This is a genomic window from Pseudomonas atagonensis (assembly GCF_011369485.1).
GTDB lineage: Bacteria > Pseudomonadota > Gammaproteobacteria > Pseudomonadales > Pseudomonadaceae > Aquipseudomonas > Aquipseudomonas atagonensis.
The window spans coordinates 57,783-77,424 of the sequence record NZ_VXCA01000029.1; the positions used below are offsets into that span (position 1 = coordinate 57,783).

Below are 19,642 nucleotides of genomic sequence, written 5' to 3' on the forward strand. Positions count from 1 at the left end.
GATGACCTGGGTGCTTCTGGCTTTATGCCATTGGTTGGTCATTGGGATACGTGGAGGCCAAACCCGACTTATTAAGGAACTATCATGTCCCAAGTCAACATGCGCGATATGCTGAAGGCCGGTGTGCACTTCGGTCACCAAACCCGTTACTGGAATCCGAAAATGGGTAAGTACATTTTCGGCGCGCGTAACAAGATTCACATCATCAACCTTGAAAAAACCCTGCCAATGTTCAACGAAGCTCTGACTTTTGTAGAGCGTCTGGCCCAGGGCAAAAACAAGATTCTGTTCGTCGGCACCAAGCGTTCCGCTGGCAAGATCGTTGCTGAAGAAGCAGCACGTTGCGGTTCGCCGTACGTCGATCACCGCTGGTTGGGCGGCATGCTGACCAACTTCAAAACCATTCGTGCTTCCATCAAGCGTCTGCGTGACCTTGAAGTTCAAGCCGAAGACGGTACTTTCGCCAAGCTGACCAAGAAAGAAGCGCTGATGCGCTCCCGTGATCTTGAGAAGCTGGATCGCTCCCTGGGCGGCATCAAGGACATGGGCGGTCTGCCAGACGCACTGTTCGTGATCGACGTTGACCACGAGCGCATCGCGATCACCGAAGCCAACAAGCTGGGTATCCCGGTTATCGGCGTTGTCGATACCAACAGTAGCCCGGAAGGCGTTGACTACATCATCCCAGGCAACGATGACGCAATCCGCGCTATCCAGCTGTACATGGGTTCGATGGCTGACGCAGTGATCCGCGGTCGCAACAACGTTGCTGGCGGTACTGTAGAATTCGCAGCTGAAGAAACTCAGGCTGCAGCTGAGTAATTGACGCCCTGGCGTTGACTCAGTAAGCAAAAAGGGGGCTTGGCCCCCTTTTTGCCACCTCGAAAACCAATTGTCGGCGCCCACTTGTGGCAGCGCTTGCCCTGTATTTGTAACGTGCAGCGGCTACAAGGTGGTTCGAGAAGAATTGAACGCCCGTTCGATCGGGTGGAATGGTTGAAAACCTATCCAAGAGGAATTTGAAAATGGCAGCAATTACTGCAGCGTTGGTCAAAGAACTGCGCGAGCGTACCGGCGAAGGCATGATGGATTGCAAGAAAGCCCTGGAAAAGGCTGACGGCGACATCGAAAAAGCCATTGATGACATGCGTGCTTCGGGCGCGATCAAGGCTGCCAAGAAAGCTGGCAACGTTGCCGCTGAAGGCGCAATCGCCATCAAATCGAACGACAAGGCAGCCGTGCTGCTGGAAGTCAACTCGCAGACCGACTTCCTGGCCCTGCAAGACGACTTCAAAAACTTCGTTGCTGCCAGCGTAGAAAAAGCCTTCGACGAAAAACTGACCGACGCAGCTCCGCTGATCGCCGCTCAGGAATCGGCTCGTGAAGCACTGGTTGCCAAAGTAGGCGAGAACGTCAACATCCGTCGTCTGGTTCGCGTAGAGGGTGACGTTGTCGGCACCTACCTGCACGGTAACAAGATCGGTGTTGCTGTTGTCCTGAAAGGCGGCGACGTCGAGCTGGCCAAAGACATCGCAATGCACGTTGCTGCAAGCAACCCTGAGTTCCTGCTGCCTTCGCAAGTCTCCGACGAAGCGATCGAGCGTGAAAAGGCTGTGTTCCTGCAGCTGAACGAAGAGAAGATCAAAGGCAAGCCAGAAAACATTGTTGAGAACATGGTCAAAGGCCGTATCAGCAAGTTCCTGGCAGAAGCAAGCCTGGTCGAGCAGGCGTTCGTCAAGAACCCTGAAGTCAAGGTTGGCGATCTGGCCAAGAAAGCCGGTGCTGAAATCGTTTCCTTCACTTACTTCAAGGTAGGCGAAGGCATCGAGAAGCCGGTCGACAACTTCGCTGAAGAAGTTGCTGCCCAGCTGGCTGCCGCCAAGCAATAAGACGGTTTTTCAACTGTCGCCCGAAAGAGGCTGCCCGCTCACGCGCGCAGCCTCTTTTCAGATGGGGTAAGCAATTTTTAATTGGTTTCCTCCAGGAACTGACTTACAAAGCCATGTTCCGATGGCGCTGAAGCAGCGCCAAGCTAGAGTGAACGCCAGCTGTAAAACAGCTCGCAAAGAATTTTTAAAATACGCCGCAGGAGAGATTCGCAATGGCTCAGCAGGGCAGTGGTTATCAGGCTCGCTATAAACGCATTCTACTCAAGCTTAGCGGCGAGGCCCTGATGGGGTCGGAAGAGTTCGGGATCGATCCAAAAGTGCTGGATCGCATGGCGCTGGAAGTCGGCCAATTGGTCGGCATCGGCGTACAGGTCGGGCTGGTGATCGGTGGCGGTAACCTGTTCCGTGGCGAAGCCCTGAGCAAGGCCGGCATGGATCGGGTCACTGGCGACCACATGGGCATGCTGGCCACTGTGATGAACGCCTTGGCCATGCGCGACGCGCTGGAACGTGCCAATATCTCGGCCATCGTCATGTCCGCCATCTCCATGGTTGGCGTGACCGATCACTATGATCGCCGCAAAGCCATGCGCCACCTGAACTCCAAAGACGTCGTGATTTTCGCGGCCGGTACCGGCAATCCGTTTTTCACTACGGATTCGGCAGCTTGCCTGCGTGCAATCGAAATCGATGCCGACGTCGTGCTCAAGGCGACCAAGGTCGATGGCGTCTACACCGCAGATCCGTTCAAGGACCCGCATGCCGAGAAGTTCGATCATCTGACTTATGATGAAGTCCTGGATCGCAAGCTGGGTGTAATGGATCTGACGGCAATCTGCCTGTGCCGCGACCACAAAATGCCGCTGCGCGTATTCAACATGAACAAGCCCGGCGCACTGCTGAATATCGTGCATGGCGGCGCTGAAGGCACTCTGATCGAGGAAGTCCAACAATGATCAACGAAATCAAGAAAGACGCCAAAGAGCGCATGACCAAGTCCGTCGAGTCCCTGGCTCACAACTTCGGTCGTATCCGCACCGGTCAGGCGCACCCAAGCATTCTGGAAGGCGTGATGGTTCCGTACTACGGCGCTGACACCCCGATCAAGCAAGTGGCCAACATCACTGTCAAAGACGCCCGTACCCTGCAAGTTGTCGCGTTCGAGCGCAACATGCTCGGTGCTGTCGACAAAGCCATCGGCAGTGCCGGTCTGAACCTGAACCCAACCAACCTTGGCGAACTGCTGCTGATCAGCATGCCGGCCCTGACCGAAGAAACCCGTCGCGGCTTCACCAAGCAGGCTCGTGATGTCGCTGAAGACGCCCGTGTTGCCGTGCGCAACATCCGTCGCGATGCCAACAGCTCGCTGAAGGATCTGGTCAAGGAAAAGGAAATCAGCGAAGACGAAGAGCGCCGTGCAACTGGCGAGATCGATGACCTGACCAAGAAATACGTGGCAGAAATCGACGCCAAACTGGCCGAGAAAGAAAAAGACCTGATGGCCGTATAAGGGTCGAGCTTTTAATGGACAAGACCAAGCAGACTGCGCCGTCCGCGGTGCCGCGCCATGTCGCGATCATCATGGATGGCAACAATCGCTGGGCGAAAAAACGCTTTATGCCGGGTGTCGCCGGGCATAAAGCGGGTGTCGATGCTGTACGAGCGGTGATCGAGGTGTGCGCTGAGGCCAAGGTCGAGGTGTTGACCCTGTTCGCCTTTTCCAGTGAAAACTGGCAGCGCCCGGCCGATGAAGTCAGTGCCTTGATGGATTTGTTTTTCAAGGCCTTGCGTCGTGAAGCCAAGCGCCTCAACGACAACAACATCAGCCTGCGTATCATTGGTGATCGCTCGCGCTTTCATCCTGAGCTTCAGGCAGCGATGCGCGAAGCTGAAGCCATGACGGTCGGTGCCAACCGCTTTGTCCTGCAGATCGCTGCCAATTACGGTGGTCAGTGGGATATCGCCCAGGCTGCGCAACGTCTGGCTCGCGAGGTTCAGGCCGGGCATCTGCGTCCGGAAGACATCACCCCGGACTTGTTGCAAACCTGTCTGGCCACCGGCGATCTGCCGTTGCCGGATCTGTGCATCCGCACCGGTGGCGAGCACCGCATCAGCAACTTCCTGCTGTGGCAGCTGGCTTACGCCGAGCTGTACTTCTCCGACCTGTTCTGGCCGGACTTCAAACACGAAGCCATGCGCAACGCGCTGGCCGATTTCGCTTCGCGCCAGCGTCGTTTCGGTAAAACGAGCGAGCAGGTCGAAGCTGGAGCCCGGGTTTAATGCTTAAACAACGAATCATCACGGCGCTGATACTGCTGCCGATTGTCTTGTGCGGCTTTTTCCTGCTGCAGGGCGCAGGGTTCGCTCTGTTCATCGGTCTGGTTGTCAGTCTGGGGGCGTGGGAGTGGGCGCGTCTGGCCGGTTTCAATGGTCAGGCGTTCCGTGTCGGTTTTGCCGTGATTGTCGCGCTGATGCTGTTCATCATGTACATCCTGCCCGGCCTCGCACCTTGGGTGCTGGGCGCTTCGGTGCTGTGGTGGGCGGTGGCGACCTATCTGGTGCTGACCTATCCGCGCTCCAGTGAACACTGGTCCAGTGCAGCCACCAAGCTGGTGATCGGCCTGTTGATTCTGTTGCCGGCATGGCAAGGTCTGGTACAGATCAAGCAATACCCGCTGGGTAACTGGTTGATCATGGCGGTGATGGTACTGGTCTGGGGTGCCGACATTGGTGCTTACTTCTCCGGTCGTGCTTTCGGCAAGCGCAAGCTGGCCCCGCAGGTCAGCCCGGGCAAGAGCTGGGAAGGCGTTTATGGCGGTCTGGCACTGAGTCTGGTGATTACCGCGATTGTCGGTCTGGTGCGCGACTGGACGGTGGCCGAGTTGTTCAAAGGCTTGATCGGCGCTGCGCTGATCGTCTTCATTTCGGTTGTCGGCGACCTTACCGAAAGCATGTTCAAGCGTCAGTCCGGCATCAAGGACAGCAGTAATCTGTTGCCGGGTCACGGTGGTGTGCTGGATCGTATCGACAGTCTGACTGCGGCGATCCCGGTATTTGCCGTGCTGCTGTGGATGGCTGCACCGTGAGCCGTCCTCAGCAGATCACCGTACTCGGTGCGACCGGATCTATCGGTCTGAGCACCCTGGACGTCATTGCGCGTCACCCTGACCGTTATCAAGTATTTGCCTTGAGTGGCTTCACTCGTCTGAGCGAGCTGCTGGCCTTGTGCGTGCGTCATGTCCCGCAGTTTGCGGTGGTGCCACAAGTCGATGTCGCTCGTGTGTTACAGGATGACCTGCGTGCCGCAGGCCTGTCGACCCGCGTGCTGGTAGGGGAGGAGGGCTTGTGTCAGGTTGCCTCCGCGCCGGAAGTCGATGCGGTCATGGCGGCGATTGTCGGTGCTGCCGGCCTGCGTCCGACGCTGGCTGCGGTTGAGGCGGGCAAGAAGATTCTGCTGGCTAATAAAGAGGCGCTGGTGATGTCCGGCGCTCTGTTTATGCAGGCCGTACGCAAAAGCGGTTCGGTGCTGCTGCCGATCGACAGCGAACACAACGCGATTTTTCAGTGCATGCCACAGGATTTCGCTCGCGGATTGAGTTCGGTCGGTGTGCGTCGTATTTTACTCACAGCCTCTGGTGGTCCTTTCCGGCAGACACCGATGGCTGAGTTGGCGCATGTTTCTCCTGACCAGGCTTGTGCGCATCCGAACTGGTCCATGGGGCGCAAGATTTCCGTGGATTCGGCCAGCATGATGAACAAGGGTCTTGAGTTGATCGAGGCTTGCTGGTTGTTCGACGCCAGCCCTGCGCAGGTAGAGGTGGTGATCCACCCACAAAGCGTGATCCACTCGCTGGTCGATTATGTGGATGGCTCGGTATTGGCTCAGTTGGGCAATCCCGACATGCGCACGCCAATCGCCAACGCTCTGGCCTGGCCTGAGCGAATCGATTCGGGGGTTGCGCCGCTGGATCTGTTTGCAATTGCGCGTCTGGACTTTGAAGCGCCAGACGAGCAACGTTTTCCGTGTCTGCGTCTGGCTCGGCAAGCCGCCGAAGCAGGCGATAGCGCGCCGGCGATGCTCAACGCGGCCAACGAAGTGGCGGTCGCGGCGTTTCTCGATGGACGGGTTCGCTACCTGGAAATCGCGAGTATCATCGAGGAAGTATTGAATCTGGAGTCTGTAGTGGCACTGGATGACCTCGATGCGGTCTTCACGGCTGACGCGAAAGCGCGGATTCTCGCGCAACAATGGCTGAGCCGGCATAACCGATAGATTTTGCAACACAATGGCTGCACGCGGCACTGAACAGGATTGCGGAGAAAGTAGATGAGCGCGCTCTATATGATTGCCGGCACCCTGATCGCTTTGGGTGTACTGGTCACCTTTCACGAATTCGGCCACTTCTGGGTCGCGCGTCGCTGTGGCGTCAAGGTTCTGCGCTTTTCCGTAGGCTTCGGCATGCCGCTGCTGCGCTGGCACGATAAGCAGGGCACCGAGTTCGTGGTTGCCGCCATTCCGTTGGGCGGTTACGTCAAGATGCTCGATGAGCGTGAAGGCGAAGTCCCGGCCGATCAGTTGCATCAGTCATTCAATCGCAAAACTGTCCGTCAGCGTATCGCCATTGTTGCCGCTGGCCCTATCGCCAACTTTCTGCTGGCGTTGGTGTTCTTCTGGGTTCTGGCGATGCTCGGCAGCCAGCAGATCCGTCCGGTCATCGGTGCAGTCGAGCCTGGCAGCATTGCCGCAATGGCGGGTTTGAATGCAGGTCAGGAAATCGTTGCCATCGACGGCGAGCCAACCACGGGGTGGGCGGCAGTCAATCTGCAATTGGTGCGGCGTCTCGGTGAAAGCGGTTCGTTGCAGTTGCTGGTGCGCGAGCAGGGCTCTACGGCCGATTCGCCGCGTGAGCTTGCCCTGAACAAATGGCTCAAGGGTGCCGATGAGCCGGATCCGATTCGCTCGTTGGGTATCCGGCCTTGGCGTCCGGCGTTGCCGCCGGTACTGGCTGAACTTGATCCGAAAGGCCCGGCGCAGTCGGCGGGTCTGAAGACTGGTGATCGGCTGCTGTCGCTAGATGGGCAGGCGTTGAATGACTGGCAGCAGGTGGTCGATACGGTTCGTACGCGTCCTGATACCAAAATCATGCTGCGCATCGAGCGCGACGGTGCTCAAATCGACGTCCCTGTCACTCTGGCGGCGCGTGGCGAGAGCAAGTCGCCAAGCGGTTATCTGGGGGCGGGTGTAAAAGCTGTCGACTGGCCGCCGGAGATGATTCGCGAGGTCAGTTACGGGCCGTTCGCCGCGATTGGCGAGGGTGCCCGTCGTACTTGGACCATGAGCGTTCTGACGCTCGATTCACTGAAGAAAATGCTGTTCGGCGAGCTCTCGGTAAAAAACTTGAGTGGACCGATAACCATTGCTAAAGTGGCGGGCGCTTCTGCCCAGTCGGGCGTTGCTGATTTCCTGAATTTCCTTGCTTATCTGAGTATTAGCCTGGGTGTTCTGAATTTGCTGCCCATTCCTGTACTGGATGGGGGGCATTTGTTGTTTTATCTGATCGAGTGGGCGCGTGGTCGTCCCTTGTCGGATCGGGTGCAAGGTTGGGGGATACAGATCGGTATCAGTTTGGTGGTCGGGGTGATGTTGCTTGCTCTGGTCAACGATCTGGGTCGACTGTAACGCTTCGCTGAATTGCGAATCTGCCGCATTTTGCGGCAGTTTGTTTATTGCCAGTTGGAATAAGAAAGGACTTCATGAAACGTCTGCTGCTAACTGCGGTTCTCACCGTATTGATGATCGCCGAAGTTCACGCCGAGTCCTTCACTATCTCTGATATTCGCGTCAATGGCCTCCAGCGGGTCTCCGCGGGTAGCGTCTTTGGTGCCTTGCCGTTGAACGTCGGCGAGCAGGCGGATGATCGTCGCCTGGTGGAATCCACTCGTGCGTTGTTCAAAACCGGTTTCTTTCAAGATATCCAGCTGGGCCGCGAAGGCAACGTTCTGGTGATCACGGTTGTCGAGCGTCCATCCGTCGCCAGTATCGAGATCGAAGGTAACAAGGCGATCTCTACCGAAGACTTGATGAAAGGTCTCAAGCAATCCGGTCTGGCCGAAGGCGAGATCTTCCAGCGCGCCACCCTTGAAGGTGTGCGCAACGAACTGCAGCGTCAGTACGTTGCACAGGGCCGATACTCGGCGACCGTAGATACCGAAGTGGTATCGCAGCCGCGTAACCGTGTTGGTCTCAAAGTGAAGATCAACGAGGGTACCGTTGCCGCCATTCAGCACATCAACGTGGTAGGCAACACGGTTTTCCCAGAGGAAGACCTGACCGACCTGTTCGAACTGAAAACCACCAACTGGCTGTCGTTCTTCAAGAACGACGACAAGTACGCCCGCGAAAAACTGTCCGGTGACCTGGAGCGTCTGCGTTCCTACTACCTTGACCGCGGCTACATCAACATGGATATCGCTTCGACCCAGGTATCCATTACCCCGGACAAGAAGCACGTCTACATCACGGTCAACGTGACTGAAGGCGAGAAGTACACCGTTCGTGACGTCAAACTCAGCGGTGACCTGAAAGTGCCTGAGGATCAGGTCAAGTCCCTGCTGCTGGTACAGAAAGGCCAGGTGTTCTCGCGCAAGCTGATGACCACGACCTCCGAGTTGATCACCCGTCGTCTGGGTAACGAGGGTTACACCTTCGCCAACGTCAACGGCGTTCCTCAGCCGCACGATGACGATCACACTGTAGACATCCTCTTTGCAGTCGATCCGGGCAAGCGCGCTTACGTCAACCGCATCAACTTCCGTGGCAACACCAAGTCCGAAGACGAAGTGCTGCGCCGTGAAATGCGTCAGATGGAAGGTGGCTGGGCTTCGACCTACCTGATCGACCAGTCCAAGACCCGTCTTGAACGTCTGGGCTTCTTTAAGGAAGTCAACGTTGAAACCCCGGCCGTACCGGGTGTCGACGACCAGGTTGACGTGAACTACAGCGTTGAAGAACAGGCTTCCGGCTCGATCACCGCCAGTGTCGGTTTCGCCCAGAGCGCCGGTCTGATCCTCGGTGGTTCGATCACCCAGAACAACTTCCTCGGTACCGGTAACCGCGTCAGCATCGGTCTGACCCGAAGCGAATACCAGAGCCGCTACAACTTCGGCTATGTTGACCCGTACTGGACCGCCGATGGCGTGAGCCTGGGTTACAACGCGTTCTATCGCACCACCGACTACAAAGACCTCGACGTCGACGTAGCGAGCTATGCGGTAGACAGCCTCGGTGCCGGCGTAAACGTTGGCTACCCGATCAGCGAGACTTCGCGTCTGACTTTCGGTCTGTCCGCACAGCAAGACAAGATCAAGACCGGTACCTACACCGTTGACGAGATTTTCGACTTCGTTAACAAGGAAGGCGATCAGTACCTGAACTTCAAGGCCTCGGCCGGCTGGTCCGAGTCCACCCTGAACAAGGGCGTATTGCCGACCCGTGGCCGTTCCCAGAGCCTGACCCTGGAAACCACCATTCCGGGCAGCGACCTGTCGTTCTACAAACTTGATTACCGCGGTCAACTGTTCCAGCCGATTTCCGAGAACTACACCTTGCGTCTGCACACTGAGCTGGGTTATGGCGACGGTTATGGTTCGACTGACGGCTTGCCATTCTATGAAAACTACTATGCTGGTGGTTTCAACTCGGTACGTGGCTTCAAGGACAGCACTCTTGGCCCACGCAGTACGCCGAGCAAGGGTACAAACCCGGGCACCGCGCGTGACCCGGATCAGGATCCGCTGCCGTTCGGCGGTAACGTCCTGATCCAGGGTGGTGTCGAGGTTCTGTTCCCGCTGCCATTCATCAAGGATCAGCGCTCCCTGCGTACTTCGGTATTCTGGGATGTCGGTAACGTGTTTGACTCCAAGTGCTCGGACACTACAAACGCCAACGGCTCGAAGTCGGACACTCAGTGCAATGACATCAGCCTGAGCAACATGGCAAGTTCCGTAGGTGTGGGTGTGACCTGGGTCACCGCACTGGGTCCTTTGAGTTTTGCTCTGGCCATGCCGGTCAAGAAACCGGATGACGCAGATACTCAAGTGTTCCAATTCTCCCTCGGCCAGACGTTCTAAGCGTCTGACCCAAGATAACGACAATGGATTTTGTAGGAGTGCATCGTGCGTAAGTTGACTCAATTGGTTCTCCTGGCCTCCGTACTGGTGGCAGGCCCGGCATTTGCCGACATGAAAATCGCTGTTCTGAACTATCAGATGGCACTGCTGGAATCCGATGCGGCGAAGAAATACGCCGTGGATGCCGAGAAGAAGTTCGGTCCGCAACTGACCAAGCTGAAGACGCTGGAAAGCAGCGCCAAAGGCATTCAGGACCGTCTGATGGCCGGTGGCGACAAAATGCAGCAGGGCGAGCGTGAGCGTCTGGAGCTTGAATTCAAGCAAAAGGCCCGTGACTTCCAGTTCCAGTCCAAGGAGCTGAACGAAGCCAAAGCTGTTGCTGACCGCGAAATGCTCAAGCAACTGAAGCCGAAACTGGATAGCGCAGTGGAAGAAGTCATCAAGAAAGGTGGTTTTGACCTGGTGTTCGAGCGTGGCGCAGTGATTGATGTCAAACCTCAGTACGACATCACGCGCCAGGTTATCGAGCGCATGAATCAGCTGAAGTAACCCATGACCGTGACTATCAAGCTCGGCCAGTTGGCCGAGTTCCTCGGCGCCACCCTGCGTGGCGACCCGGAGAAGCAAATTACTGGGCTAGCCACTTTGCAAGAGGCTGGCCCAGCTCAGTTGAGCTTTCTGGCAAATCCCCAATACCGAAAGTTCCTCGCAGGTTCGCAGGCAGCAGCACTGTTGCTCAAAGAAGCCGATGCCGAAGGATTTGCCGGAAATGCATTGGTGGTGCCGGATCCTTATCTGGCCTACGCGCGCATCTCTCATTTGTTCGATCCGAAACCGAAATCTACTGCCGGTATCCACCCGACTGCGGTGATCGCGGCGGACGCCATGGTTGATCCAACCGCCAGTATCGGCGCCTTCGTGGTGATCGAGGCCGGTGCGCGGATTGGTGCTCAGGTAACACTGGGTACGCACTGCTTCATTGGTGAGCGCAGCGAAATCGGTGAGGGCGGCTGGCTCGCTCCACGCGTGACGCTGTATCACGATGTGCGCATCGGCAAGCGTGTGGTGATTCAGTCCGGCGCCGTGCTCGGTGGTGAAGGCTTCGGTTTCGCCAACGAGAAAGGCATCTGGCAGAAAATCGCGCAGATCGGCGGTGTGACCATCGGTGACGATGTCGAGATCGGCGTGAACACCGCCATCGACCGCGGCGCTCTGGCAGACACCGTGATTGGCAATGGCGTGAAGCTCGACAACCAGATTCAGATCGCTCACAACGTGCAGGTCGGTGATCACACCGCCATGGCCGCGTGCGTGGGGATTTCCGGCAGCACCAAAATCGGTAAGCATTGCATGCTCGCCGGCGGTGTCGGCCTGGTAGGGCACATTGATATTTGCGACAACGTTTTCCTGACCGGGATGACCATGGTGACCCACTCGATTACCGAGCCAGGCGCCTATTCTTCCGGCACAGCCATGCAGCCGGCGGCCGAGTGGCGCAAAAGCGCGGCACGCCTGCGTCAGCTCGATGACATCGCGCGGCGTTTGAAACAGCTGGAAAAGCGCGTAGGGGAAGTGACCCCTGACGGCAATGCTTCTTCAGATGGCTGATACCATTTCCATATCAAGTGTGCACAGCCTCTAGACTGCCTCCTTGATTTGCTAGAGGAGTGCGCGTCAGTCGCGCTCCCAATCTTTACATAGGCTTCCCCCCGAAATGATGGACATCAACGAGATTCGCGAATACCTGCCTCACCGTTACCCGTTCCTGCTGGTGGACCGGGTGGTGGAACTGGACACTGAAGGCAAGCGCATTCGCGCCTACAAGAATGTCAGCATCAATGAGCCGTTCTTCAATGGTCACTTCCCGGCGCATCCGATCATGCCGGGCGTATTGATCATCGAAGCGATGGCACAGGCTGCCGGGATCCTCGGTTTCAAAATGCTTGACGTCAAACCGGCCGACGGCACCCTTTATTACTTCGTCGGCTCCGACAAGCTGCGCTTCCGCCAGCCTGTGTTGCCGGGCGATCAGTTGATCCTTGAAGCCAAGTTCATCAGCTGCAAACGCCAGATCTGGAAGTTCGAATGCCAGGCTTCGGTCGACGGCAAGCCGGTCTGCTCGGCTGAAATCATCTGCGCGGAACGCAAGCTATGAGTTTGATTGACCCTCGTGCAATCATCGATCCGTCGGCCGTACTGGCTGATGGCGTCGAGGTCGGCCCGTGGTCGATCATCGGCGCAGGTGTGGAAATCGGCGAGGGGACAGTGATCGGGCCGCACGTGATCCTCAAAGGTCCGACCCGCATCGGCAAGCACAATCGCATCTACCAGTTCTCCTCGGTAGGCGAAGACACGCCGGATCTGAAATACAAAGGTGAAGAAACCCGCCTGGTGATCGGTGACCACAACGTCATCCGTGAAGGCGTAACAATTCACCGTGGCACTGTTCAGGATCGCTCGGAAACCACGCTCGGCGACCATAACCTGATCATGGCCTACGCGCACATCGGCCACGACAGCGTCATCGGCAACAACTGCATTCTGGTCAACAACACCGCGTTGGCCGGCCATGTGCACGTCGATGACTGGGCGATCCTGTCCGGTTTCACCCTGGTTCACCAGTATTGCCACATCGGCGCCCACAGCTTTTCCGGCATGGGCACTGCGATCGGCAAGGACGTTCCGGCGTTCGTCACCGTGTTCGGCAACCCTGCCGAAGCGCGCAGCATGAACTTCGAAGGCATGCGTCGTCGCGGTTTCAGCGAAGATGCCATCCACGCGCTACGCCGCGCCTACAAAACGGTGTACCGCCAGGGTTTGACTGTGGAGCAGGCGTTGGCCGAGCTGGCTGAACCTTCTGCACAGTTCCCTGAAGTCGCACTGTTCCGCGATTCGATCCAGTCGTCGACTCGCGGCATCACCCGCTGATCATGGCCAATCTGCGTATTGCGCTGGTGGCGGGTGAGGCTTCCGGCGATATTCTCGGCGCCGGTCTGATGCGTGCCCTCAAGGCACAGCATCCGGCGGTCGAGTTCATCGGTGTCGGCGGGCCGCTGATGCAGGCCGAAGGCCTGACCTCCTACTTCCCCATGGAACGCCTGTCGGTCATGGGCCTGGTGGAAGTGCTCGGGCGGTTGCGCGAGCTGCTCAAACGCCGCAAAGACCTGATCGCTACGCTGATTGCCGAAAAGCCGGATGTGTTCATCGGCATCGATGCGCCGGACTTCAACCTCAATATCGAACTCAAGCTGCGTCAGGCCGGGATCAAAACCGTGCACTACGTCAGCCCGTCGGTGTGGGCGTGGCGCCAGAAGCGTGTGCTGAAAATCCGCGAAGGCTGCGATCTGATGCTGACCCTGCTGCCGTTCGAGGCCAGATTCTACGAAGAGAAGGGCGTGCCTGTGCGGTTCGTCGGTCACACGCTGGCCGATACCATTCCGCTGGAAGCCGATCGCGCCGCTGCACGTGCCGAGCTGGGTCTGCCCGACGGCCCGCTGGTGGCGTTGATGCCGGGCAGTCGTGGCGGCGAAGTCGGTCGTCTGGGCGCGCTGTTCCTCGACACCGCCGAGCGTTTGCGCACCATGCGCCCGGGGTTGCGCTTCGTCATCCCGTGCGCCAACGGAGAACGTCGCCTGCAACTGGAAGAGTTGCTCGTCGGTCGTGATTTGCCGGTAACCCTGCTCGACGGCCAGTCCCATCTGGCGCTGGCCGCCTGCAACGCGGTGTTGATCGCGTCCGGCACGGCAACCCTCGAAGCGTTGTTGTACAAGCGGCCGATGGTCGTGGCCTATCGCCTGGCGCCGTTGACGTTCTGGATTCTCAAACGCATGGTCAAGAGCCCGTATGTGTCCTTGCCAAACCTCTTGGCTCAGCGCTTGCTGGTTCCGGAATTGTTGCAGGATGATGCGACGGTCGAAGCGCTGGCGCAGACCCTGTCGCCCCTGATCGACGGTGGCGAAGAGCAGACCCGGGGTTTCGACGAGATTCACCGCACGTTGCGGCTGGACGCCTCCAATCAAGCGGCGGATGCCGTGCTGAACCTGATCGGTCAAACACGATGAGCAAGACAACGATGCAAATGGGCCTGGATTTCACGCTGGTTGCCGAAGCCGAAGAACTGGTAGCCGGTGTTGATGAAGTCGGTCGCGGCCCGTTGTGCGGCGCGGTGGTCACGGCGGCGGTGATCCTCGATCCGAACCGGCCGATCCTCGGCCTCAACGACTCGAAGAAGCTCACCGAAGCCAAGCGCGAAAAGCTCTACGACGAAATCATCGAAAAGTCCCTGAGCTGGTGCATCGCCCGGGCGGAAGTCGAAGAAATCGACGAACTGAACATTCTGCACGCGACCATGCTCGCCATGCAGCGCGCGGTCGCCGGCCTGCACATCCAGCCGAAACTGGCGATGATCGACGGCAACCGCTGCCCGAAACTGCCGATGCGTGCCGAAGCCGTGGTGCAGGGCGACGGCAAGGTGCCGGCGATTGCCGCTGCGTCGATTCTGGCCAAGGTCAGCCGTGATCGCGAGATGGCTGCTTTCGAATTGATCTACCCGGGTTACGGCATCGGCGGCCATAAAGGCTACCCGACGCCCGTTCATCTGGAAGCGTTGGCGCGTCTCGGCCCAACGCCGATTCACCGGCGCTCGTTCGCCCCGGTGCGTCAGGCTTACGAAGCACGGGAAGGTCTGACGCAGGTTTAGTCGCAAGGCTGATGTTTTGTTCGAGGCCCGGTACAATCCGGGCCTTGTTGTCTCTATGTAACTGGACAGGATCACTATGCCGGCTTCATTCGTTCATCTACGCCTGCACACTGAATACTCCCTGGTCGACGGGCTGGTGCGGATCAAGCCGCTGGTCAAAGCGCTGACCGGCATGAACATGCCGGCGGTCGCGGTCACCGACCAGAACAACATGTGTTCCCTGGTCAAGTTCTATAAAAACACCATGGGCGCAGGCATCAAGCCTATCTGCGGCGCTGACCTGTGGCTGTCGAACAAGGATCCGGACGCGCCATTGAGCCGGCTCAGCCTGCTGGTCATGAATGCCAAGGGCTATCGAAACCTTACCGAACTGATCTCGCGCGGCTTCATCGAAGGCCAGCGCAACGGCATGATCATTGTCGAGCGCCAGTGGGTCGCCGAGGCCAATGAAGGTCTGATCATGTTGTCCGCCGCGAAAGAAGGCGAGATCGGCATGGCGATGATCGGCGGCAACCCGGCCGAAGCCGAAGCCCTGACGCGCGAATGGATGGCGGTGTTCCCGGATCGTTTCTATCTGGAGATTCAGCGCACCAACCGTCCCAACGATGAAGAACAACTGCATGGCGCCGTGGCCCTGGCCGACAAGCTCGGCGCGCCGCTGGTGGCGACCAACGATGTGCGCTTCATCAAGCAGGAAGACTTCGCCGCCCACGAAACCCGCGTGTGCATCGGTGAGGGCCGCGCCCTCGACGATCCGCGTCGCTCGAAGAATTACAGCGATCAGCAGTACCTCAAAAGCGCCGAGGAAATGGCCGAGCTGTTCAGCGACATTCCCGACGCCATCGAAAACACCGTCGAGATCGCCAAGCGCTGCAACATCGACGTGAAACTGGGCACGCACTTCCTGCCCAACTTCCCGATTCCCGATGGCATGACCATCGACGAATATTTCCGCAAGGTCTCCTTCGACGGTCTCGAAGAGCGGCTGGCGGTGCTGCTGCCCAAAGACACCACTGAAGACTACGACGCCAAGCGTCAGGTCTACGTCGACCGGTTGAATTTCGAGCTGGATATCATCATCCAGATGGGTTTCCCCGGTTACTTCCTGATCGTGATGGACTTTATCCAGTGGGCCAAGAACAACGGCGTGCCGGTAGGTCCTGGCCGTGGGTCGGGTGCCGGCTCGCTGGTGGCTTACGTTCAGAAGATCACCGACCTCGACCCGCTCGAATACGACCTGCTGTTCGAACGTTTCCTTAACCCGGAACGGGTATCGATGCCCGACTTCGACGTCGACTTCTGCATGGACGGTCGTGACCGGGTGATCGACTATGTGGCCGAGAAATACGGCCGCAATGCAGTAAGCCAGATCATCACGTTCGGTTCCATGGCCGCCAAGGCTGTGGTGCGCGACGTGGCGCGGGTGCAGGGCAAGTCCTACGGCCTGGCGGATCGTCTGTCGAAGATGATTCCGTTTGAAGTCGGCATGACCCTGGAAAAAGCCTACGAGCAGGAAGAAATCCTGCGTGACTTCATCAAGGTCGATGAAGAGGCCGCCGAAATCTGGGAGATGGCGCGCAAACTCGAAGGCGTCGTGCGAAACGTCGGTAAACACGCCGGTGGTGTGGTTATCGCGCCGACCAAGCTGACCGACTTCTCGCCGATCTATTGCGACGAGGCCGGCGACGGTCTGGTAACCCAGTTCGACAAGGATGACGTTGAGGCCGCCGGTCTGGTGAAGTTCGACTTCCTCGGTTTGCGTACGCTGACGATCATCGACTGGGCGCTGAAAACGATTAACCGCGACCGCGCCAAGGTCAACGAACCGCCGCTGGATATCGCGTTTATCCCGCTCGATGACAAACCGACTTACACCTTGCTGCAAAAAGCCGAGACCACGGCGGTGTTCCAGCTTGAATCGCGCGGCATGAAAGAGCTGATCAAAAAGCTCAAGCCCGACTGTCTGGAAGACTTGATCGCACTGGTGGCGCTGTTCCGTCCGGGCCCGTTGCAATCGGGCATGGTGGACGACTTCATCAACCGTAAGCACGGTCGCGCTGAACTGGCGTATCCGCACTCGGACTACCAGTACGAAGGCCTCAAGCCTGTGCTGGCGCCGACGTACGGCATCATCCTGTATCAGGAGCAGGTGATGCAGATTGCTCAGGTCATGGCCGGTTACACCCTCGGTGGTGCGGACATGCTGCGTCGGGCAATGGGTAAGAAAAAACCCGAAGAAATGGCCAAGCAGCGCGGCGGTTTCATTGAAGGTTGCGCGACCAACAATATCGACGCCGACCTCGCCGGTAACATTTTCGACCTGGTGGAAAAATTCGCCGGTTACGGCTTCAACAAATCCCACTCCGCCGCTTACGGTCTGGTGTCGTACCAGACCGCATGGCTGAAAGCTCACTACCCGGCGCCGTTCATGGCCGCGGTACTGTCGGCGGATATGCACAACACCGACAAGGTCGTGACCTTGATCGAGGAAGTGCGCACGATGAAGCTGCGCCTCGACGCGCCGGACGTGAACACTTCGGAGTTCAAGTTCACGGTGAACGACGACGGCCGCATCGTTTACGGCCTCGGCGCGATCAAGGGTGTCGGCGAAGGTCCGGTGGAAGCGATCACCGAGGCGCGTCAGGAAGGTCCGTTCAAGGATCTGTTCGACTTCTGCGCCCGGGTTGACCTCAAACGTATCAACAAGCGCACCCTCGACGGTTTGATCCGCAGCGGTGCGCTGGATCGTCTCGGCCCGTACTTTCACGACGAGCAAAAGGCTTATCAGGCCAACATCGACCGCAACCGTGCCGTGCTGCTGGCGGCGATGGAAGAGGCGATCAAGGCGGCCGAACAGACTGCACGCACTCACGACAGTGGCCACGCCGACCTGTTTGGCGGGTTGTTTGTCGAGGAAGACGCAGACGTTTATGCGACGCATCGCAAGGCCAAGGAACTGACCCTCAAGGAACGCCTCAAGGGTGAAAAAGACACCTTGGGCCTGTACCTGACCGGTCACCCGATCGACGAATACGAAGGCGAGATTCGCCGTTTCGCCCGCCAGCGCATCATCGACCTGAAACCGGCGCGCGACACGCAAACGGTGGCGGGGATGATCATTGCCCTGCGCGTGATGAAGAACAAAAAAGGCGACAAAATGGGCTTCATCACCCTCGACGACCGTTCCGGGCGGATCGAGGCGTCGCTGTTTGCCGATGCGTTCCATTCCGCGCAATCGCTGTTGCAGACCGACGCGATGGTGGTGGTCGAAGGCGAAGTCAGTAATGACGACTTCTCCGGCGGCCTGCGTCTGCGGGTAAAGCGGGTGATGAGCATGGAAGATGCACGTACCAACCTGGCCGAAAGCCTGCGTCTGAAGCTGCAAACCCAGGATTTGAAAGGCGATCAGCTACGCTGGTTGGGCGACCTGCTCAAGCGTCATCGCGGCGCATGCCCGATTACCATGGAGTACACCAGCCCCGATGCGAAGACCTTGCTGCAGTTTGGCGAGTCCTGGCGAATCGACCCGGCGGATGCCTTGATTCAAGCCCTGCGTGACCAGTTCGGGCGAGACAACGTCTTCCTCCAATACCGTTGACCGGCAGGTGCTTTCAAAGCGCCTGCCCGCGACCTGAATTTTTAATCTCGACCTCAGCGCGCCTCTCCCTTAAGGTAGGGCGCGAATAGACAACCGGCCGACCCAAGCTCATTTGGGACACGACCCAAGACGGACGCCTATGAACCCGAATTTTCTAGATTTCGAACAGCCGATCGCCGACCTGCAAGCCAAGATCGAAGAGTTGCGCTTGGTCGGTAATGACAATTCGCTGAATATCGGCGATGAGATCTCCCGCCTGCAGGACAAGAGCAAGACGCTGACCGAGGACATCTTCGGCAAGCTGACCAGCTGGCAGATCGCACGCCTGGCGCGTCACCCGAAACGCCCGTACACCCTCGACTACATCGAGCATATCTTCACTGAGTTCGACGAACTGCACGGCGACCGTCATTTCTCCGACGACGCGGCCATTGTTGGCGGTGTGGCACGTCTGGACGACCAGCCTGTGATGATCATCGGTCACCAGAAGGGCCGTGAAGTGCGTGAGAAGGTTCGCCGCAACTTCGGCATGCCGCGTCCGGAAGGCTACCGCAAGGCTTGCCGTCTGATGGAGATGGCCGAACGTTTCAAAATGCCGATCCTGACCTTCATCGACACCCCGGGCGCTTACCCTGGGATCGACGCTGAAGAGCGCAACCAGAGCGAAGCCATTGCCTGGAACCTGCGCGTGATGTCGCGCCTGAAAACCCCGATCATCGCCACTGTTATCGGTGAAGGTGGTTCCGGCGGTGCATTGGCCATCGGCGTTTGCGACCAGCTGAACATGCTGCAGTATTCGACTTACGCGGTGATCTCGCCGGAAGGTTGCGCATCGATTCTGTGGAAAACTGCCGAAAAGGCACCGGATGCCGCTGAAGCGATGGGTATCACCGCCGAGCGTCTGAAAGGCCTGGGTATTGTCGACAAGGTGATTGGCGAGCCTCTGGGCGGCGCGCACCGTGATCCGGCGGCCGCTGCGGCGTCGATTCGTGCCGAGCTGAGCTCGCAACTGGCGATGCTGAAGAAGTTCGATAACGAAGCGCTGTTGAAGCGTCGTTATGACCGACTGATGAGCTACGGCCTCTAAGTCGAACGCCGATTCGGCAGACAATGCAAAACACTGTGGGAGCGGGCTTGCCTGCGAAAGCGATGTAACATTCAACACATTTGTTGGCTGTTCCTGCGCCTTCGCGAGCAAGCCCGCTTGTATGTTTAGACTTGAAGGGGTGGGTGGGACTAGAGCCTCGCTTCTGACTCTGACCAGTACAGACTGTGGGAGACATCGTCCCACCCCTTAACCTAATGCGCCGAAAAGGAATGCATCGA

General features: G+C 58.1%; 17 protein-coding genes. All 17 read left to right on the plus strand.

Features of this window, described 5'->3' with window-relative positions; translation table 11 throughout:
* The first annotated feature begins 84 nt into the window (after nucleotides 1–84).
* The 17 genes from rpsB (at nucleotide 85) to F2P67_RS21050 (ending at nucleotide 19,403) form a co-directional block, all read left to right on the plus strand.
* A complete protein-coding gene (gene rpsB, locus F2P67_RS20970) occupies nucleotides 85–822 on the plus strand; it encodes a 30S ribosomal protein S2 (RefSeq protein WP_003222119.1) in 738 nt (245 codons plus the stop codon).
* A gap of 203 nt (nucleotides 823–1,025) precedes the next feature.
* Complete coding sequence (tsf, locus tag F2P67_RS20975) at nucleotides 1,026–1,889, plus strand: translation elongation factor Ts (protein ID WP_096819628.1); 864 nt, start codon at nucleotides 1,026–1,028, stop codon at nucleotides 1,887–1,889.
* A gap of 212 nt (nucleotides 1,890–2,101) precedes the next feature.
* Nucleotides 2,102–2,845 carry a UMP kinase gene (gene pyrH, locus F2P67_RS20980; RefSeq protein WP_011332683.1) on the plus strand — a complete coding sequence of 248 codons (744 nt, stop codon included), beginning with the start codon at nucleotides 2,102–2,104 and terminating at the stop codon, nucleotides 2,843–2,845.
* Complete coding sequence (gene frr / locus F2P67_RS20985; protein ID WP_123465080.1) at nucleotides 2,842–3,399, plus strand: ribosome recycling factor; 558 nt, start codon at nucleotides 2,842–2,844, stop codon at nucleotides 3,397–3,399. The genes pyrH and frr overlap by 4 nt, the downstream gene beginning before the upstream one ends.
* A 14-nt stretch (nucleotides 3,400–3,413) precedes the next feature.
* Nucleotides 3,414–4,169, plus strand: coding sequence for a polyprenyl diphosphate synthase (uppS, locus tag F2P67_RS20990; RefSeq protein ID WP_166223173.1), 756 nt, complete (start codon nucleotides 3,414–3,416; stop codon nucleotides 4,167–4,169).
* Nucleotides 4,169–4,975, plus strand: a complete 807-nt coding sequence (locus tag F2P67_RS20995) for a phosphatidate cytidylyltransferase (RefSeq protein WP_166223176.1) — start codon at nucleotides 4,169–4,171, stop codon at nucleotides 4,973–4,975. Before uppS ends, F2P67_RS20995 begins: the two co-directional genes overlap by 1 nt.
* Nucleotides 4,972–6,162 carry a 1-deoxy-D-xylulose-5-phosphate reductoisomerase gene (gene ispC, locus F2P67_RS21000; RefSeq protein ID WP_166223178.1) on the plus strand — a complete coding sequence of 397 codons (1,191 nt, stop codon included), beginning with the start codon at nucleotides 4,972–4,974 and terminating at the stop codon, nucleotides 6,160–6,162. Before F2P67_RS20995 ends, ispC begins: the two co-directional genes overlap by 4 nt.
* A 54-nt stretch (nucleotides 6,163–6,216) precedes the next feature.
* Nucleotides 6,217–7,569 (plus strand): sigma E protease regulator RseP, encoded by a 1,353-nt coding sequence (gene rseP, locus F2P67_RS21005; protein ID WP_166223180.1) that lies wholly within the window; start codon nucleotides 6,217–6,219, stop codon nucleotides 7,567–7,569.
* 74 nt (nucleotides 7,570–7,643) lie between these two features.
* The gene (gene bamA / locus F2P67_RS21010; protein WP_166223182.1) at nucleotides 7,644–10,019 is read left to right on the plus strand and encodes an outer membrane protein assembly factor BamA; all 2,376 of its coding nucleotides are present in this window, start codon (nucleotides 7,644–7,646) and stop codon (nucleotides 10,017–10,019) included.
* Between the two features lie 45 nt (nucleotides 10,020–10,064).
* Nucleotides 10,065–10,568 carry an OmpH/Skp family outer membrane protein gene (locus F2P67_RS21015; RefSeq protein WP_003222140.1) on the plus strand — a complete coding sequence of 168 codons (504 nt, stop codon included), beginning with the start codon at nucleotides 10,065–10,067 and terminating at the stop codon, nucleotides 10,566–10,568.
* A gap of 3 nt (nucleotides 10,569–10,571) precedes the next feature.
* Nucleotides 10,572–11,627, plus strand: a complete 1,056-nt coding sequence (gene lpxD / locus F2P67_RS21020; RefSeq protein WP_166223184.1) for a UDP-3-O-(3-hydroxymyristoyl)glucosamine N-acyltransferase — start codon at nucleotides 10,572–10,574, stop codon at nucleotides 11,625–11,627.
* A gap of 106 nt (nucleotides 11,628–11,733) precedes the next feature.
* Entirely contained in the window at nucleotides 11,734–12,174 is a 441-nt protein-coding gene (fabZ, locus tag F2P67_RS21025) for a 3-hydroxyacyl-ACP dehydratase FabZ (RefSeq protein ID WP_003222142.1), read from the plus strand.
* Nucleotides 12,171–12,947, plus strand: a complete 777-nt coding sequence (lpxA, locus tag F2P67_RS21030; protein ID WP_166223186.1) for an acyl-ACP--UDP-N-acetylglucosamine O-acyltransferase — start codon at nucleotides 12,171–12,173, stop codon at nucleotides 12,945–12,947. Before fabZ ends, lpxA begins: the two co-directional genes overlap by 4 nt.
* A gap of 2 nt (nucleotides 12,948–12,949) precedes the next feature.
* A complete protein-coding gene (gene lpxB / locus F2P67_RS21035; RefSeq protein ID WP_166223188.1) occupies nucleotides 12,950–14,080 on the plus strand; it encodes a lipid-A-disaccharide synthase in 1,131 nt (376 codons plus the stop codon).
* A gap of 11 nt (nucleotides 14,081–14,091) precedes the next feature.
* On the plus strand, nucleotides 14,092–14,718 hold the full coding sequence (gene rnhB / locus F2P67_RS21040) for a ribonuclease HII (protein WP_166223196.1): 627 nt from the start codon (nucleotides 14,092–14,094) through the stop codon (nucleotides 14,716–14,718).
* A gap of 76 nt (nucleotides 14,719–14,794) precedes the next feature.
* Nucleotides 14,795–18,316: a DNA polymerase III subunit alpha gene (gene dnaE / locus F2P67_RS21045; protein WP_166223190.1), complete on the plus strand. Its 3,522-nt coding sequence runs from the start codon at nucleotides 14,795–14,797 to the stop codon at nucleotides 18,314–18,316.
* Between the two features lie 139 nt (nucleotides 18,317–18,455).
* The gene (locus F2P67_RS21050) at nucleotides 18,456–19,403 is read left to right on the plus strand and encodes an acetyl-CoA carboxylase carboxyltransferase subunit alpha (RefSeq protein ID WP_166223192.1); all 948 of its coding nucleotides are present in this window, start codon (nucleotides 18,456–18,458) and stop codon (nucleotides 19,401–19,403) included.
* Nucleotides 19,404–19,642: the final 239 nt, after the last annotated feature.